The organism is Haladaptatus caseinilyticus (assembly GCF_026248685.1).
Classification (GTDB): Archaea; Halobacteriota; Halobacteria; order Halobacteriales; family Haladaptataceae; genus Haladaptatus; species Haladaptatus caseinilyticus.
This window is the reverse complement of record NZ_CP111040.1, coordinates 562383-581120: the sequence shown is the minus strand read 5'-3', so window position 1 is coordinate 581120 and position 18738 is coordinate 562383. Positions and strand designations below refer to the sequence as shown.

General features: G+C 48.6%; 15 protein-coding genes. 9 read left to right on the top strand and 6 right to left on the bottom strand.

Going from position 1 to position 18738, the window contains the following annotated elements; all coding sequences use genetic code 11:
- Positions 1 to 69 precede the first annotated feature (69 nt).
- The gene (locus OOF89_RS19910) at positions 70 to 633 is read left to right on the top strand and encodes a pectate lyase-like adhesive domain-containing protein (RefSeq protein ID WP_266081325.1); all 564 of its coding nucleotides are present in this window, start codon (positions 70 to 72) and stop codon (positions 631 to 633) included.
- Positions 634 to 665: 32 nt separating this feature from the next.
- Here the strand turns inward: OOF89_RS19910 and OOF89_RS19905 are convergent, their stop codons facing one another.
- Positions 666 to 1796 (bottom strand): glycoside hydrolase 5 family protein, encoded by a 1131-nt coding sequence (locus tag OOF89_RS19905; protein WP_266081323.1) that lies wholly within the window; start codon positions 1794 to 1796, stop codon positions 666 to 668.
- A gap of 269 nt (positions 1797 to 2065) precedes the next feature.
- Between OOF89_RS19905 and OOF89_RS19900 the strand changes: the two genes are divergently transcribed.
- Positions 2066 to 3883, top strand: coding sequence for a formate/nitrite transporter family protein (locus OOF89_RS19900; RefSeq protein WP_266081321.1), 1818 nt, complete (start codon positions 2066 to 2068; stop codon positions 3881 to 3883).
- Between the two features lie 671 nt (positions 3884 to 4554).
- Here OOF89_RS19900 and OOF89_RS19895 read toward each other — a convergent pair.
- Positions 4555 to 4845 (bottom strand): HalOD1 output domain-containing protein, encoded by a 291-nt coding sequence (locus OOF89_RS19895; protein WP_266081319.1) that lies wholly within the window; start codon positions 4843 to 4845, stop codon positions 4555 to 4557.
- 847 nt (positions 4846 to 5692) lie between these two features.
- Here OOF89_RS19895 and OOF89_RS19890 point away from each other — a divergent pair.
- On the top strand, positions 5693 to 7030 hold the full coding sequence (locus OOF89_RS19890; RefSeq protein ID WP_266081317.1) for a purine-cytosine permease family protein: 1338 nt from the start codon (positions 5693 to 5695) through the stop codon (positions 7028 to 7030).
- Positions 7031 to 7142: 112 nt separating this feature from the next.
- Complete coding sequence (locus tag OOF89_RS19885; protein ID WP_266081315.1) at positions 7143 to 8120, top strand: LLM class flavin-dependent oxidoreductase; 978 nt, start codon at positions 7143 to 7145, stop codon at positions 8118 to 8120.
- A 51-nt stretch (positions 8121 to 8171) separates the two neighbouring features.
- Here the strand turns inward: OOF89_RS19885 and OOF89_RS19880 are convergent, their stop codons facing one another.
- Positions 8172 to 9326: a hypothetical protein gene (locus tag OOF89_RS19880; RefSeq protein ID WP_266081313.1), complete on the bottom strand. Its 1155-nt coding sequence runs from the start codon at positions 9324 to 9326 to the stop codon at positions 8172 to 8174.
- Positions 9327 to 9459: 133 nt separating this feature from the next.
- Between OOF89_RS19880 and OOF89_RS19875 the strand changes: the two genes are divergently transcribed.
- Together OOF89_RS19875 and OOF89_RS19870 are read left to right on the top strand one after the other, a co-directional pair.
- Positions 9460 to 10572, top strand: coding sequence for a mandelate racemase/muconate lactonizing enzyme family protein (locus OOF89_RS19875; RefSeq protein ID WP_266081311.1), 1113 nt, complete (start codon positions 9460 to 9462; stop codon positions 10570 to 10572).
- A 2-nt stretch (positions 10573 to 10574) separates the two neighbouring features.
- Positions 10575 to 11756, top strand: a complete 1182-nt coding sequence (locus tag OOF89_RS19870; protein WP_266081309.1) for a pyridoxal phosphate-dependent aminotransferase — start codon at positions 10575 to 10577, stop codon at positions 11754 to 11756.
- 97 nt (positions 11757 to 11853) lie between these two features.
- On the opposite strand, the gene OOF89_RS19865 is transcribed toward OOF89_RS19870, so the two are convergent.
- The 3 genes from OOF89_RS19865 to OOF89_RS19855 form a co-directional block, all read right to left on the bottom strand.
- On the bottom strand, positions 11854 to 13002 hold the full coding sequence (locus tag OOF89_RS19865) for a M20 family metallopeptidase (RefSeq protein WP_266081307.1): 1149 nt from the start codon (positions 13000 to 13002) through the stop codon (positions 11854 to 11856).
- A 195-nt stretch (positions 13003 to 13197) separates the two neighbouring features.
- A complete protein-coding gene (locus OOF89_RS19860) occupies positions 13198 to 13629 on the bottom strand; it encodes a TIGR03668 family PPOX class F420-dependent oxidoreductase (RefSeq protein ID WP_266081305.1) in 432 nt (143 codons plus the stop codon).
- A 405-nt stretch (positions 13630 to 14034) separates the two neighbouring features.
- Positions 14035 to 14565 (bottom strand): formyltransferase family protein, encoded by a 531-nt coding sequence (locus OOF89_RS19855; RefSeq protein WP_266081303.1) that lies wholly within the window; start codon positions 14563 to 14565, stop codon positions 14035 to 14037.
- A gap of 829 nt (positions 14566 to 15394) precedes the next feature.
- Here OOF89_RS19855 and OOF89_RS19850 point away from each other — a divergent pair.
- The 3 genes from OOF89_RS19850 to OOF89_RS19840 all read left to right on the top strand — a co-directional run bounded on the left by OOF89_RS19850 (position 15395) and on the right by OOF89_RS19840 (position 18360).
- Entirely contained in the window at positions 15395 to 16336 is a 942-nt protein-coding gene (locus tag OOF89_RS19850; RefSeq protein WP_266081301.1) for a hypothetical protein, read from the top strand.
- An 815-nt stretch (positions 16337 to 17151) separates the two neighbouring features.
- Positions 17152 to 17430, top strand: coding sequence for a hypothetical protein (locus OOF89_RS19845; RefSeq protein WP_266081299.1), 279 nt, complete (start codon positions 17152 to 17154; stop codon positions 17428 to 17430).
- Positions 17431 to 17988: 558 nt separating this feature from the next.
- A complete protein-coding gene (locus OOF89_RS19840) occupies positions 17989 to 18360 on the top strand; it encodes a DUF7344 domain-containing protein (RefSeq protein WP_266081297.1) in 372 nt (123 codons plus the stop codon).
- The last annotated feature ends 378 nt before the right edge of the window (positions 18361 to 18738 follow it).

Below are 18738 nucleotides of genomic sequence, written 5' to 3'. Positions count from 1 at the left end.
TGATAATGGTGTGAATGAGTACACAAATACGATAAAAATCCTATTGGGGATGAGGACATTAGTATCGTTATGGGAAGAATGAGGGGGTGGGTGTCAATTTTAGTAATTATTGTACTTTCTGCTTGTGTTGGAGTTCAATCGACACAGTTAGTGTTCGACAATCCAGATACACAGAAAATCAATTCTTGTACAGTAATTGATAACCCCGGACGATATGAGCTTACTACGAATATCACAAATGGTGGCGGAACTAGAATTTCACAAAGCTGCATCGAAATCCGCTCCGGGAATGTCGTATTAGATGGGAACGGACACACTATTGATGGGCGTGGGAATAGCCATACGACTGCAATTCAGATAAATACCTCGAGCAATAATGATGTGAGAATATCGGATATGACTATCACAAATTGGCACAAAGGTATTGCATTTCAGCACGGTACTATAGGTAAAATCGAAGACATTAACGCGTCATCTAATGTTTACGGGATTTCAATTGAAGATATTCACCTTGTGATAACTACGAATAGCAGACTAGAAAACAATCTAGTTGGAATCAAAACCAGCGACGGCAGTGTACATCTCAAGCTGTGGGGGAATACAGTTGTCAATAATAATGTTGATAGGATATGATTCTCCCTGATACGTATCTGGCATATCGTATTTCACCTTTGGGGGTGCTTGATCGATTCAGCCCATGAAGGCCATTCTTTGCGCTCAATTCCAGAAAACGTGTGATTTCCAGACATTGCTTTGATTTCCCTTGCATCCTGGAGACTCCATACGGCACCATCTTCATGAAATACACCATTGAGAATACCTTTTCGGCGCATCGGTAGCGTGTATGCTGGTTGTAGCATAAGCGACCAAAAGAAATTACCAACGTTATATTCACGGATAAGTGACGCTAGTGATGAATAGTTTGGAAACCATTCTTTCACCTTTTGATTCGAACTACCCCACCCAAACGATGCGACTTTTTGCCACTCAGTTAACCAAATCGGTTGTTCTATTTTCGAAGACAATTCTCGGTAATCTTGTAGTAAGTCACGGAATATCTGCTTGCTTGATGGGTAATTGTAATGGAATTGTAGTATGTCGCTTCCCCAATCGAGGTAGTCAACACTGTTAATTAAACTCGTTGCACCGACAGTTAATGGAATAGTAGCACGGTTACGTGAAAGAGTTTGAAACATATTCTTCGCAAATCTCTTTACATCTTTTCGCCATCCCGGTTCATTCATGACTTCAATCGCCAATAATCGCTTGTCATCTCGATATCGGTTCATAAACCACTGGACAAATCGGCGGGGTTGTGTCCATTGGTTTGGATTTTGAATAACGTTCAACGATGGCGATCGGACGGGTGGTGCTGTACGTGGATTCGTATTTGTCAAATTCTCATGGGTTGGTTTTGTACCAACATTCTCGAATAGGCTAAATAGAACTTTGATATTCTTGTTTGATGCGGACGTAAGAAAATGGTCAATTGCCTCTTGGTGTTCCTGCCGATTCTCGAGCCAGAATTCATAGCTCACCCAGGTTCGAATCGCATTCAGATTCAAGCGAGCTGCGTATCCAAGATCGCGTTCAATAACCTGTGGTGAGTAATTTGCCCACATCTGGTAAAAATTGAAATCGCGTGCCGGGAGATAGAGAGCCCCTCTCACATCAACCGGAGCTTTTCGTTGAATCTGTGTATTGGTTTCATTGCTACCAGATCCAGAAACTACTCCAACCCCTATCGCAGTCCCTTTATAAATAAAATCCCGTCGTGTGACAGACATTTGTTGCATCTTGCAGGAGACACCGCCAAGGAACGTAAATATACGGGGCTATTGCACCGCTTTAGAGCCGCAACAATTAGCGTTGGCGTTTCTATATATAGGTATCCAGGCCGTTGCAACCGTACTCGTCCGGTTTGGCATCATTCTCATCCGCCTCGTCAACCCTCTTGTTCCCTTCATCGTGTTCCGATGAGAACTGTTCCAAAATATAGACATAAGAAATGAATGAGTGGAAGAATTACAACACAAATCGTATAGCTTGTCGGATATTATAGACTATGATGTCAGGCTCACGTTCGGACTCGGACCGAGAGACGGTTCGTGATGCTGTTGAGAGCTCTCGGAGTGGTGCTCCTGCAGCTGGAGCCGTTGTTCGAGATCGTTTCTCTTCAGATGAAATCTTTCAACGGATTATTGCAGCTGCTGATGAGGAAATAACGTCAAGCTCTCGCGAATTATTCTTCGGTGCTCTCGCAGGAGGATTTGCGATTTCAATCACGTTTCTTCTTTACTCGTCAATGACTGCCACGATGGGCGGTAATCCTCTCTTTAGTGCACTACTGTACCCGCTTGGATTCATTTACATTATTCTCGGTGGTTATCAGCTATATACTGAGAATACACTCCCACCAGTCGCTTTGACAATCGAACGACTGGCGAGCATTCCAGCTCTATTACGTCACTGGCTTATCGTACTACTCGGCAATTTCACTGGGGGTGCTATCGGAGCAGTCGCACTAACATGGGGTGGTGTCTTTTCTCCCAAGGCAGCAACCGCAGCTCTCCACCACGCCGAAAATGGGATCGAGACACCACCGTCATCGTTATTTTTTAAAGCGGTGTTTGCTGGACTGATTGTTGCAGGGGTTGTTTGGGTGGTATACGCCTCTCGTGATACGATTTCTCGGCTAGTGGTCGTGTATTTAGCGTTTCTTGCAATTCCATTAGGCGGTCTTTTCCACGTCGTCGTTTCTTTCACTGAAATGGTCTATCTAGTACTAGCAGGAGATATTGGAATCACTATTGGACTTACACAATTCGTAATTCCAGTTCTACTCGGCAATACGGTAGGTGGTGTCGTATTGGTAACCGTAGTTAACTACTTCCAAACAAGCGAACATCGGCTTGAGGCAGCTCGATTCGAAGGCGTTGACCGTCAACTTTCGGTCCGGGAATGGTTTCTCGGTGATCTCGTCGGACGCTCGTATGTATCAATGATTGATACTAGTGAAATGACTGCATCTGATAATGATGCTTACCGGATCTTGGTTCCAATCGAGAATCCTCGTACCGAATTAGAAGTGGTGGATCTAGCATGTGCTCTTGCTAGTCAACAGACCTCAGCGGTGATCCATGTCGTTCATATTGTCCAAACACCCCTTCGTGCCTCGATGAGTTACGATCTTGCCCAACAAGATCGCATTATTGCTGAATCTAATGCACTAATGGAAGATGTTCGTAATGCTGTTGATTCCTATGGGATTGCCTATGAGACATCTACTATCGTTTCTCATCGTTCATTTCAGGAAGTATTTGATGCTGCTGAGAACGAACACGCAAACCTTGTCGTGATGGGATGGGATACAGACCGACTTTGGGGGGAGGCACGCGCAGAGAAGCCGATAGACGAATTAACTAAGCAACTCCCTTGTGACTTTCTTGTGTTAAAAAATAAGGGGCTGGACACTTCAAAGATTTTGCTACCTACTGCAGGTGGCCCTGATTCGGAATTAGGTGCAGAGGTAGCACGAAACCTCAAATCTACTCTCGGAGCAACAGTGACTCTGTTGCACGTTGTGGACCACCCTGACGAACATGACTCAGGTGAGCAGTTTCTCGCTAACTGGGCAACAGAAAGGGGCTTGGATAATGCATCTCTCATCATAGATGATACTGGAAATATTAGCGAGGCGATTAAGCGTGAATCGAAAGATCATACGCTAGTGATCGTCGGAGCAACAGAGGAAGGACTACTTTCCCGGCTTGTGAGAAATACATTACATTATGAGGTACTCAACGAAGTCGATTGTTCCGTATTGTTGGCGGAACGACCAAGCAGTCGAACTGTCACCGAACGACTGTTCAGTAGAAAATGAATATATTTCTGATTAGTATTCATCCTCCTTGATTATTTCTGACGTTATTCGAATTTCCAATCGTGGTCGCCATATCCATGTGTATCCCGAATGGTCCCTTCAGCGCTGGTGAGGCTTTCGAGAAAGGCACCAGGTGGAATATCCCAATTCAATAGATATAATCGGCGATCGCCGACACGATCGATTTCGACGAACTGCTCGACCCTTGGATCCTTCTGAACTCGTTGGTCAAAGGCATCTAAGTCACCATTCCACGCCCAGAAAATCGGGACAGCGTCGGCTCCGACGGGGACAATCCGCTCAAACTCAATATAGATTTGTTCTGGCGGTCAGCATCGTTCCCAAAGGGAAGTTCTCTGAGGGAAGAGACAACTCAACAATGACCGCTATGTATTCAAGGACAATTCATCCAAACCATCTTGGTCACTTGGGCGAGGAACTCGCAACTCCCTCCGTGGAAGATCGCGTTCTTCACATATGGACCACCGTTGATCTGTAGTATTGGACCAATCAAGGAACACAATCGCTCATTCGTCGAATAGATTTAATCGACTGTGGGATAGCTGTGGCATCTTGAGGAATGTGTCCTGTTGACTGGTACTAGCGCGCTAAAATCCAAACAATTCGGGATGTGCAAAACCAACTTTCAGCTAAGAAATAGTGATAGAAGATCAGCTCTCGTCTGCGTTGATTGGATCGAGATCCACCGTTCTGTCACTGTTGACTGTTACCTGATAACCACAGTACTGAAAGGTCACTGTTCCCTGGCGTCCGGTGCCTGTTTGTGTAGGCACAAACAATCTATCGAGTGCATCTGGGTCAATAACGTCGTACAGCGGCGGACAGTCACTCCATTCAGACTGTTTTCGTGCCGCAATCGCTTCCTGAATGCGGACAGTAATGGATGGTCTCGCTGCTCTACTTCGATTGCCGCTTGGTATATTAGCATTGCTCTCTCCCATTGTGTCTTACTCTCGTTTTGAAGCCCCCACATTCGAACCCCCCCTCGTGAGTACTTCATCTGTGCTATGGACGGTAGTTATAAACATGCTCTGGCTATTGATGAAAAAGATACGAATGATCATTATATAGCTGTATGAGAGTGCGTATCAATATCACACTGAGGGTCAAACGGTCAATATCACTCGAGCAGCCCTCTGCTGGTTTTCATCCACTTTTTGTCCGTTTCTAGATCGTATTTGGTGACGCCTACCTGTTGTTGCGCTCGGTTTGAGACTTTCTAGTCGACGGTTTCGACCGATAGGTCAAAGGTGTTCTCGACGGTGAAGTCGTACCAATAGTACAGCCACTAAACGCATTTGGATGAGTTCACTCTCCTAGTGGTTGAAATTCGGACGCTATCTGTGGTCGTGTTACAGCGATGGAGTCTCAGAGAGTTAGTATGAACTACTAACCAACGCAAGCTCGTACGTGATGTAGGAGCGATTGCAAGGATTCAAACAGATATCTGCAGTCCTCGAAAATCTTCCTCGTATCTATTCCTTATCGCGAGAATCACTTAAACGAGAATTCGGTCAGTGGCCGTCGTCTTCCTCGACCTGGAGTGACCCACTACAGCATCGAGTTTTTAGCTAGACGACATCGAGTAGGTGACGTTCCAGGGATGGTTAGAACGGGATTCTATGGTGTATGCTGAGACCGTTATGTGCCAGCAGCTTACTCCAACAGGTCATGGGAATAGTCCATCGATAGGTCGAATTGAAAAACCTTAGGTGGCAACCGGTATCAGCTACCGTCTCAATAATTATCCCTAATGTTTTTTGCTGTATGTCTCGACTAGGCAGTGCAATGCCACTAATCGAAACAGAAGGAGTAAATATCATCCCGGAGTCAGAAAGAACACGCGGATTTTGGCAAATATTCACCATTTGGGCCGGTTTCAGTATCGTTATCACCAATTTCCTTCTGGGCTCATTGACCGTCGGAGCTGGACTGTGGATTGGTATCGCTGCTGTCGTCGTAAGCATCATTCTGGTCGGAATCATCGTCTATTACGGGACGTACATTGCCTCTGAAGAAGGAACAGCAGGAACAACTGCTATGCGGGCCGCGTTCGGTATTAACGGACGCGCAATTCCCTCGCTGGCAGTCGTACTAGCGACAGTCGGATGGTTTGGTGTTCAGACCGGCATTGTCGCAGCTAGTACGCAAGGAATTCTCACTAATTTCGGCATCCGCTTCCCATATATGTTTGAGATTCTTGCATTAGTGCTTGGGCTCGTGATGGCGTCAGTTGCGATTTTTGGCTATGAGTGGATCGAAGTGCTGAACAAGATCGCAGTGCCAGTCATGACTGTTTTGCTCGCGCTCGTAGTGTATCAAATACTCACACAATATGGGCTCAATTTGGAAGGCGGTGGTGGGAGCGGAATGTCGTTCTGGGTGGCACTGAATGTCTTCCCTGCTGCGACAGCGGCATTCTTTATCGTTGCCATGGATTACGGTCGCTACGGCACACCTGTGGACCCGAAGAAGCCGTCGTGGGGTGCGACACTTGCGTGGATCGTTTTTGGTATCGCTTTAGCTGTAATTGGTATCCTCGCAGCAATCGCGGCAGGTGATTGGAATCCAGTGAATATCATGGTCAAGCTCGGCCTCGGATGGGTCGGACTGATACTCCTTATCGCCGGTTCGTGGACGACAAACGTGACCAACGTCTACGTCGGTGGAATCGCTCTTTCCCAACTCACGGGTATGAAACGTGTGAATATGACGATGCTCACTGGTGCCATCGGAACGATACTGGCAATCATAGGTATCTTTAGTTTCGGTGGTATCGAAGCCTTCCTGGGAGCACTGACGATTACACTTGTTCCGACGACTGGGGTGATGCTCGTCCACTACTATGTGTTCGAACACGGGATCGACGATCAGGCCCTTTTCCAGCGTGGCGGTAAATACTGGTATCTACATGGTTGGCATCCTGCTGCCATAATTGCGTGGTTCGTCGGTGCAATCTATGCAATCTGGGCAAACGGATGGATCCCTGGTCTTGCGGGGGCTCCCTATCTTGTTCCGGCACTAACCAGCGCAGTTGTCGCCGGAGTCATCTACTACACACTCAAGAACCCAATTGAGGGGTGGATTCGCAACCGGGTCCCAACCGATACTCGAACTGCTGATTGAACTGAGACCGTGTTTCCATCACTTTTGACGGGTTTTCAGTGATTTTACGTCCATCAAACTGGCGAAGACAACCTAAGCAATAATTATTGACGATTGGGTCGAAGTTACGAGCATGGAATTCGGGGTATATCTCAATCAGTACGATGACCGTCGAACGGACTTTTCGTTCGAGGAAATGCTAGAGCAGACGACCGAAATTGAAACACTAGGATATGACACCGCAGCAGTCGGCGAACGTCATTTCTACGACGACGGTTTCTATGATGCCTTTTCCTGTCTCACGGCAATGGCCGCTCGTGTCGACCAAATCGATTTAATGGCGAATATTCTCATTCTGCCTATTTACCACCCGATCCACCTCGCCGAGCGCATCAGCGCCATCGATAACCTAATGGACGGGAGGACTCGGTGGGGAGTCTCCCTCGGGTACCGCGAGAGCGAACTCGTCAATTTCGGCGTCCCGATGGATCAGCGTGTTCCACGATTCATCGAGGGGTTGGAAATCCTCAAGCGACTGCTAAAGGGAGAGCGCTTTGACCATAGTGGAGACTATTACCAATTTGAAGATGGCTTTGTTCGACCTACGCCAGTACAGAATCCCCGACCGAAGTTCTGGGGTGGTGGAAACGCCAGCGTGGCAATCAAGCGGGCGGCTTACCGTTGTGACGGGTTCACTGCTGCGGTAACCATTCCGGAGGATCTCGAACGCGATATTCAGCTGTATCGCGAGTCGTTAGAAGAGTTTGGCAAGGATCCTGATGAAGGCAATGTGACGATCATGGTCGACGGCTTTGTCGGTGAGACGACCGAGGCTGCCTACGATGCGGTCGATCCGTATCTACTCGACCTCACTGAAAAATACATCAAATGGGGAAATCCAGAATTCACAGGGCGACCAGGCTTCGAGGACATCGAAGAACAGACGATGATCGGGACGGTCAGCGAAGTAGCAGAGATGGTCGCGACATATCGAGACATCGGCGTCGACCATTTGATCTTCCGGACGCAATTCCCGGGAATGGATGGGCAAACGGGTATGGACAGCGTCCGTCGGTTTGCGAACGAGATTCTCCCGCAATTTCAAAAATAGGTGAACATGAGCGGAGTCCCCCTAACTGTCCACGGGCGTCTGTCCGCTGATTCATCGATAAGGTTCAGTCGCGTTGGCGATCCAATTGAGATTTCGTTCCGGCAGCAATCCATAATTGTAGAACGATACCCGTGGAACACCCTCGTTAGCCAGCGCATCAATGATTTCTGCCACCGATTGGGGGTCATGAATGACCGGGTGCCCGGGAAGGATTCCGACGTGCAACTCCGCATCAGGGGCGAGCGTGTGCGCCGTTCGAAACTCGTCGAGAACGGCCGTCGATGAGGATTCGTAGGCGGTAACCGTAATAAAGTCGAGATGAGAGGATAGTTTCGAGAGATCGGCCCCATGCATCCACGTGTCTGCAATGTTGATCAAGCCAGCATAGTAGCCGAGATCGGCTTCGACGATTGCACGAAACTCAGCAAAAAGGTTTGCGAGGGTGTCAGTCCGAACAGCAGTGTACTCGGCGACATCTGGGTGTGCGCGAAACCAACTGGTGAGATCGAAATCGGCAGGAAGTATCCCCTCGGCAATCGCATTGATCGTAGCGACACAGGTCTTGCGAACCGCTTTGGTATCAATGCCAGTACTTGATGCGGTTGCCTGACAGTGATCGCAAAAGCAAAGCCCAAAGAGGAATTCTCCGAGACGGCCGAGATCTGTGTGAAATTTATCGTGATGCCAGCCAAACCCACGACCATGGAAGTAATCAAACGACTCGAGTTCGATTCGTTCAAAGGATGCTCGTTCATCGAGATCGGTCAGCAGGGAGCGGAGATATTCCTGCACCGAAGGGTTTGACGGACAAAGTCCGAACGCCAGTGAATCTCCATATGGTGTCTGTAACGTCACATCCGGATACTGCAGGCCGAGCCGTGAGTTGTGACACCCGACCGTCCAAGAATTGAGTGACAGATCCGTTGTTGCGAGTTCACTGTCGATCCTTTCCAGCCAATCGTCTCCGTTCATTCCTTCGTATGGAATTGGTGTGAGCCGCCCGTAGTCGTCGGTTGGTTGGAAATAGGAGCTCGAACGAGCGAAGATCGTACGGCGCTTTGGGTTATGTGGTAGAAACGCCTGCACATGGTGGTAATTGGTCGCTAAGTTGACCTCGCTAATGCCAATATCTGCTAACCGGTCTACAACGTTCTCGACACCCTCGTCAAGTAGATCCCAGGGGAAACACCATGCTGCGAATTCCATAGACGAGGTTCAACGATCTGTGTATTGAATATATGCTGCGACACGGCGCCGATCAACCAGTGTGTGTCTCTTCTACAATGAAGCTTGGGCGAACGAGTCTTCAAGGATCCCCCCATCTGTAGTAGTGGTACCTATGCGCATAGAGCGAGTGACTGTCCACCAATACGACATCCCCCTCGAAGAGCCGTTTGTAACCGCGCTCAAACCGATTCCTGAGCTTGAGCGCGTCCTCATCGAGATCGAAACCGACGTTGGAATTACAGGGTTGGGAGAGGCAGCTCCCGCTTACGAGGTGACCGGTGAAACCCAACGATCGACCGCGGCTGTGATCGAGGATGTTCTTGCACCACTCATCCTCGACACGAATCCGCTCAACATCGAACGAATCGTGGGCGATATGGCGGCCCTCGTTGATGGCTCGCGAACAGCTCACGCTGGGATCGAACTTGCGCTCCAAGATATCCGGGGGAAAGCTGCTGAGATGCCGTTGTACCAACTATTAGGGGGTAATGCCACGGAGCCGGTGATTGACGTGCCCAAAGTATTATCAATAAAAGATCCGGATGAGATGGTAGCAGACGCAATCGATGCTGTCGAAGCTGGATATGAGCAGATAAAAATCAAGGTCGGCAGCAAGCCAGAAACCGATATCGAACGGGTAAAACAGATCGCCGCAGCGGTTCCAGAATCGGTGAGTCTCAAAGCAGATGCTAACCAGGGGTGGGGAGACGCAAAGACAGCCCTTTGTGCACTTCGGGAGATCACTGAATACCTTGACGTGATCGAGCAACCAGTCGTCAAGGAAAACGTCGATGACCTCATTGCACTCCGTGATCGTGTCGATATTCCGGTGATGCCGGATGAGTCGGTCGAAACAGCCAGCGACTGTCTTGCCCTCGTGAATCGTGGGGCTGGCGACATCTACAACATCAAGTTGATGAAGACTGGCGGGATCGAAGAAGCGATTCGGGTGAATACCGTCGCGGAAGCTGATGACCGACCCACCCAGATTGGTTCGATGGTCGAAGGAGGTGTCGGGACTGCTGCCGGAGTGCATTTTTGCCTCGCCTTTGAGAACGTGATATGGAACGAGATGGTTGGGCCGTTCATGACGACGGCGAATATCACTAACCTCGATTTTTCGGTTCCAGAAATCAGCGTCAAAGGACCTGGGTTCGGCGTCGAAATCGATCGCGACGACCTCGATGAACTACGGACCGATCGAAGGGTCATCGAGAGGCAATGAGCATGACTGAAAACCGTTTAGCCGACCGTATGTCCGCGGTTGAGCAATCACCGATCCGGCAGATGTTCGATCTCGCCAAACGAGTGGAGGCAGCGGGTAATGAGGATCTCGTCCACCTCGAGATTGGCGAACCGGACTTCGATACCCCTTCTCACATCATACAGGCAGCCTTTGACGCAGCGAGCGCTGGGGAGACACATTACACCTCGAATGCTGGTCTCCCGGCGCTACGCGAAGCGATCGCTGAATCGACCGACACGGCCCACGGATTCACGGTTGATCCGACCGAGGAAGTACTCGTTACAACTGGTGCGATGGAGGCACTTGCGCTTGCGATGCTCGTAACGGTTAATCCAGGTGATGAGGTTATCCTACCCTCACCCTCGTGGCCAAACTACCGAACGCAAGTGATTTTGGCCGGTGCAACGCCGGTTGAAGTTCCACTCGATGCCGATGACGGATTTTCACTCGATCCTGAACAAGTGATCGAGTCGATGACCGATCGGACTGCAGCAGTGGTGCTTGCAACACCGTCCAATCCCACTGGACGGGTAGCCGATCCAGATGCAGTCAGAACAATTGTTGATGCCGCAGTAGATCGTGGTGCATACGTAATCGCTGACGAGGTGTATAGCCGACTACTGTACGGTAAGTATCAGACTGGAATTGCAGGCTATGTTGATTCTCCAGATCGCGTTCTGACTGTCGAATCCTGTTCGAAGACGTTTGCAATGACCGGTTGGCGTGTTGGGTGGCTATTGGGCCCTGAGGATGCGATTTCTGCGGCAACCGTCCTACGAGAGAGCACGACTGCCTGCACCTCGAGTATTTCCCAGCATGCCGCGATTGCGGCACTTAACGGTCCCATGGACGAGGTCGATGCGATGCGGTCAGCATTCGAAGAGCGACGCGACTATGTTGTTGATCGAATCGCGGACATCGACGGGATTTCCTGCCCATCACCCGAAGGTGCCTTCTACGTATTCATCGACGTGACCGAATTCGGCGACTCAAGTCTTGCGATGGCAAAAGAACTCCTTGAAGACTATGATGTCGTCACCACGCCAGGGGCAGGGTTCGGCGAGGCTGGTGAGGGACAACTGCGATTGAGCTTTGCGAACAATCTATCCCGAATCGAAGAGGGGCTCGATCGTATCAAAGCATTCGCTGTCGACCATCAGTGATGTTATTCGGATCGAGTGTGATTTTGATAGCCTGATAGCAGAGTCAGCTCGGGATTTCATTATCGATCTCGTTGATCGAAGGGGTACACACGAACGATCAGGAAAGGAAGCGAGTAAGCGCTACCCGATACGCCTCAGTGGTCACTGTGAGGTCAGTGACCCGAACCGACTCATCGACAGTATGGGCGTCGTGTTCGATGCTACCAGGGCCGAAAAGGACGGTCGGGACCCCTGCGTCATGGATGAGAAAGCGGGCATCTGTTGCCGCATTGAATCCAATTACATCAGCAGAGACGCCAGCCGTTTGAGCCGCATCGCACAGTATATCGACAAACTCGTGATCTGGGGTAATCTCCGCGGCTCGAGCAAAGACCGTACGTCCCAATTCGATAGACAATGGCCTGTTATCGAGATTGATTCCATCAAGCAGTTCCCGAAGGCGATGATCGAATTTATCTGGATCGGTCCTCCCGGGATGGAATCGCCAATCGACCGTCGCAGTCGCCATATCTGGAACCACGTTCGGAGCGATACCGCCCTCGACCTCGGTAACCGTTATCGTTTCTGGAGCCAGTAATGGATGTTTCTCTTCTTTACGAAGACGATCATCGAACGTCTCGATACGCTCTATGACTCGGTTCAGACCCGAGATTGCATTGATAGCGTCGTCCGGTCGTCCAGAGTGACCGCTTTCACCACGTACTGTCACTTTGTAGCGAACAACTCCTTTCTGGGCAGTACAGACTTGGAGATCGGTCGGTTCACCGATGATGGCAGCATCTGCATCGATACCTTGATCAACGAGGGTCTTCATCCCTGCTCCGTTCGCTTCTTCGTCAACGACAAACGCGATTATTACTTGACCCGGTTCGTCGGTTTCGTTGTAGTACGCTTCGGTTGCGAGTATCTTCGCCGCGAGTGCTCCTTTCATATCAGCGGCTCCGCGGCCTACGAGACGTCCATTTTGGACAGTAGGTTCGTATGGATCGGCGCTCCAGTCGGTTGCATGCGCCGGAACGACGTCGGTATGTCCCGCCAAGAGCACGGAACCGTTCGAGGGATTTCCAACACGAGCGACGACGTTTGGACGACCAGGGGCAACCTCGTAAGATTCGATCTCGAACGGCACTGGTGACGATTGCAGGCGGGCTTTGAGATAGTCGGCGACACTGTGCTCATTGCCCGGTGGATTCTCGCTTTTGTGCCTGATGAGATCGCTCGTTAATTCGATAATTTTCTCATTCATCAGTACGTGTGTCTTGCGCGTTGTTCGGTTGCGTATTTTTGTCGCCGGTTACTGGCCTGTACAGACTGTATTGTACGATAATAGAAATAGACTCGGTGGTATGTGGTATGCTGGTCATCTCGCTGTATTTCGACTGATTACTATTAGTGACGCCCGGTAGAATCGGAGTCGTCATTGTAGTCGATTGACACCCCATCACTGGTGAGTGAGCTCCCCCCAAGTAAGGACACTCCCTGGCGTTATACGGATGATTGGACGTTCCTCTAGCTCATGATTTGCATACTGTTCGTACTTCTGTCGTAATGAGAAGACTGCTGGAGCGTGGTCCGGTTCATTTGGAAGAAGGTGAGTTGCGGTACCACGAATTTGAACCCAACCAAGTTTCGACCAATCTTCCGTGTAGTGATCAATAAGGAGAGCCACACGGGAATTTTCATTGATATCCTGGCTACGCTGTAGTGTTGTCGGTGAGCGCTTTTTTGGCTTCTCATCGATAGGGGTGACGATCGTCTCATCCAGGAAGGAAAAACAAACAGGTACTAAATGTGGTCGACCATCCCCGTCGGCTGTTGATAGTCGACCAATTCGAGCACGAGTGATGTAGTCGCGCTGTTCTTTATCGAACATACCGAATTTACGGTTGCAGACTTCAAAATATCGTTGTCGCCATATTAGTACTATCTCTGAATGATTTCAGGTGGTGTTATACAGGAGAGTTTTTCGAACGGTCTCCTCTCGATGTCAAGCAATCTTTGGAATCGGGACATGTGCACCACTCAAGTTATGGCCATCTTCGATCATCAATATCGAAAGTATGAAGAAATCAATGCTCTAGCCACTGGAAGCATTCTCGATAACGGCCATGTGTTTGCAGGAGGTGTTACGATGGACGTGGTGTGGACATGTACAGGCCATCACGTCGTCGATGGAGACCACGTGCTGGTGATCTGCAGGCTTCTTGTGACTTTCATTGAGGGTTTGTGTATTAACAGGAACCACCAAATTGTCGCGGACACGTGAGCCGCGAGAGCGTCACTCCGTATAATCGATCGGCCAGTGAGATCGTCCTCTTTGAGCATCATACGAGGGTATAAATCGACCAATAGTGAGCGCACGAAGATTTCCAAGAATCGTTTTCTTGAGATACCGAAGACTCTCTTTTCCACGTGGTATCGTCTTCACTTCTCCAAGCGAATCCGGCGTTGTTGCTTCGTACGTTGAATCTCGGAGTCGCCCAATACCGATGGTTAGCATCTCCTCACAAACCGCTATTTGCCGTCGTTCAACTTCTCGCCACGTATGTGCAGTCGAAATATCCACATCTTTTTCAACGATGATCTCCCCGGCATCAAGCGAGTCTCCGATTCGCTGGAGTGTTACGCCGGCCGTTGATTCATCATTGAGAAATTCCCAGAGACCGCCAGGTTGTCCTCGATAGGTTCTCAAATTTCCGCGATGGAAGCTCAATACACCGTGTTTCGGCATTGATAACAACGGATCGGTAAGGATACCGAATCCGAATCGGATGACTACATCTGTATTTGCACCAATCTCGTTTGTCACTGAGTCTGGAAGATGGTTTCCAAATCCGGACGTTGGAATTGCTGAACAGTACATCCGTTTTGCGTCGGACAGACACGAGATTGAATCGATTTGCTTCGGTTTTCGATAGTTCGGTGTACTCGATAATTGCCGGAACACACCGAGTAGCGACCATAGTGTATGTGATTGAAGTCGGTTATAACAACATTTTACATAATTGTAGAGCCCAGCTGGAAATAAGTTGAATAGATACTCATTAAGATCAGCCGGTGACGAATTAGTTCGAATAACGAGATGCGTAACTTCGACATCCGGTCGAGAAATCATTTTTTCAATAGCACGCTTTTGCCATGCAGGTATCGTATTTCCGGAAAGAAGGATTCCGACTGAAAGGTCGTCCTGCGGGGGCGGGGCATCTGGATTGGAGTGTACTGTTTCCGGATTCTGTGTGGACGAATCTGAAGATGAATGTTCTTCTACTGGAGATCTTGATGGTGACATGTGGTACTAACCGTGAGTTCTGAATTAGAGTGGTTTTCCTTAGTTATCTCCTCATTAGGAAAATTTTCTGATAGATATTCAAATCCTGAACAGAGTTTTCGAAAAGGTTTCGGAACATCTGGGATGGTCTGAATGGGTTCTCTAACGGCCGAATGGGGATCACAACAGTACTGAGAGGACTGGTTACAGGTGGGTGATAATCCTCATCTGTTGTAAAATCGTGACTATCTGTAATCTTTGCCTAATTTCATTCTAATAGTTGGGTAGAGCGGTCCTGTATTTGAATAATCAGTGATGGCATCTACTCTTATGGCGTGTAACAAAGATATAGGAGATCATATCGGAGTTAATGGTGTCAAAGAATTCCATCAGCGCACCGACTCTTAACCGACGACAGTTTATTCAAACAACAGCATTTTCATCCGCGCTCATTAGTGGTATGGCATCGGGCAGTGCACAGCAACCTGGAACACGATATTCACTCATTCAAGATGGCAAATGTATACCAATCGAGCCTCTGCAATACGATGGGCTCCCCGTCGATTCCTTCTACGATTACCGAACACCAGATACGGATCCCTCAACATATTTGTATGCGTCGTTCGGGACGGAAAGTCTTCAGCGAAAAAATTCGAGTATTTTATTTCTTTACAAAGGCGCCAACGGACTAAGTCTTGTCATCGTACATGATAAGGTGAATAGTGGTGGAAGTGCTGGTGCAGTTACATTTAGGATGAGCAATTTACCATTTGATAGCAAGTGGGTAGTCAAGGACGATAATTACGATGCACAGACGAATTACGATTCATTTGATCTTTCAAAACATAGGAATTGGGATGGAAAGAAGACCGCAAGCAGTGTTGTCCACTGGACTTGGCAAACGGATCGATCTGATGGTGGAATCCTCCGCGGCCTCAGCAACGGTTTTAAACTGAAAATCAATCCGGCGTTCAACGAGAAAGCAAATCTCTGGAATGAAGAACCGACAAATTATGAGAAATTGACGACCTGGGAAGTACTGTCGGGTAATCCAAACAATCCTACGCGAACGAAGCTCAAAATGAATAAACCAATTACGATACAAAGTGAACCGTGTCCAGGACAAACGCCAGCAAACTCGACGAAACAGGAAGGTGCAGCAGATGCATCAAAACAAAAAGAAACAACTACCCCAAAGAAATCGCCGAAAGCCACTTCTGACGATGGGGGACAATCGTTCTTTGGCGGTATTGTGGATTGGTTTGCATCTCTATTAAGCGGAGTAGTCTCCTTTTTCGCCAATCTATTTTGAGAACATCAAATAGTGTTAATAACGCTTCGAGAACTCGCTAAACGAGAAGAGGACACAATCTCTATCGATGCGTTCTGTCGCACGTTCGGAGCGAAGTCACAAGCGCTCAAGGGAACGGAATACGAGGGATAAGAAATTGAGTCACTACGAACAGAGTTGATCCACACGCATCTGCCATATTTGGAAGATCGAAAAGTGCTCGAGTACGATGCACGATAAGAGATGATCCGCTATCGAGACCATTCGGTAGTTGAAACTGCTCTCAAGTTATTGGACGATAAACAGCACTGACGAGGACCTCTCTAGTTCGGAAACATTCGTAGCCATCCGAAACGCAGGAAGGGGGAAGTCAGCGTATGGCTTTTTAAGTCGTTCAGAGCGCCTTCCTATGCTTCACTGAGCACTCGGCGCACTATTTCCGTGTCCGAACCACACGAGAATGTTGCCGGTCCCATCTTGAAACGTGGAGTGGGCAGTCGTCCGCAGGAAATTAATTCCACCCACGCTTGTCGAGCTGACACCATCTTTTTTGTGAGTAACTTGTTTTCGCTCGACATGCAGAGGTTTGGTGCGGGGTAGCTTACGCTCACTGGCTCAACGATTTACTGAACAAGGAAGAACCAGTAGTTGGCTCACGGTTTTCCAGGCTTGTCAGTGGTTTCAAACGGTTTGTGGAGATTGGTGTTCACACCGCTCGTTCAGCAATTTCGCTTTTGTCGCCGCCTTCTTTGAGGCTATTTGGAACTCGATATAAACAGAAGACAGTATTTCGAGGAATCCCTAGCTCTATTGAATACTATTTCTTAGCAAAGATTATGGGTAAGATAGACTGGGATGCAGATGATGTCGAGCGACAAATTATGACGGCATCGGAGATCACGGATCTGGAAACCGCGACGACACAGTTGCTAGATTCTGTTCAATGCATCAATCGGTGGGTGGACGAGCATCCTGAACATGATCAGCTGTCAGTGTGGTCTCGTGAACTGCTTGAAGCGGCGCTATACATCCAAGGCGAGTACATGCACACACAGCAGCTGAATTACCAGCATCTCCAAGAGAAGATTGAGCAATTTGAGTCGTCTGAACAATAGCTAATATCACACATTGCCCTACAAATGAGTGACTGATTTGTGGGTTGGTACACACGAGCCGAGAACGAACAGCGGGTGAAATCGCTACCGCTCGAAAATTGACCGAAATTCACATACACTATCTACGCACCGATTTAGATGTCTTTGACGAAATGGGCGTGTTCCCGGTGTAGCAATCAGCTTTCGGACGGTGAAACCCCATATTTGGTTGGCAATCCAGGGAGGAGAATTACGGATATGAACTCCTGATGAGGGATATGTAGGATGGCAATCCAACATTTTCGGTGTCGGTTATGGACTGCGAGGGAGGTAGAGTGGAATGATTCTCTTGGCTGAACACCCAAAATGACCACTCTGGCTGTGAGTGCAATCGATAGAGCGTAGAACTGTGGTATAAGTTATCTCGATACTCAGAAAACTATTTATAGTCAATCGACGTATATTACAACGTAGCGACCGGTCGCTTATCGGTAGTATTTCGCCGCACAATAACTAGCGACAGCACGGTTCTGTAGCATGCGGCGACGTGATACTGCACTTCACCACCGGATAATGACCATGACTAGTGAGAACAATCCATTTGACACGGACGCCAGTGATCCGACCGACGCCCAACTCAAACGTGTATTCACCGCACTCAAAGATCCGCTTCGACGAGAAACTCTTAGAGAACTCTCTGACCGAGAGAAGGACACGATCTCTGTCGACGCGCTCTGTCGCACCTTCGGAGAGAATCCACAGGTACTCGAAGGAACGGAATACGAGGGGTGGGAGGTCGAGTCACTACGCACGGAGTTGATTCATACACATCTGCCGTATCTCGAAGATCGAAAAGTGCTCGAGTACGATACACGATCAGAGATGGTTCGTTATCGGAGCCATTCGATAGTTGAAGCTGCTCTCGAATCGCTGGATGATGAGCAGCACTGACGAGGGGCTGCTTCTTATCAGAATTTTCCAGTGACAGTATGGGGCTGCCACGATGAATTCGACTGTAGTGAAAACTGTGTATCATAAAATGAGACGTGAGATAAATGAGCACATCAGTAGTGACGATGGTTTTCTCACGCCTAATGGAGAAAATTTCCGTCCAACGATGACTACCATGTGTAACATCGTAGGTTGAGTATCAATTGTTCTTGTTGTATGTTACCACCCCACACATATATATTGGATTTGTATCCGTATAAGGACGAAGCCTGCCAATGCAGGCTCTACCAGTATTCCTTATCGATGATTGTATTCTGTGACGCTTGGTCGTCGTTGTGCTTCATGTGGAATTCCCAATCGATAGGTTTGACCAGCAAG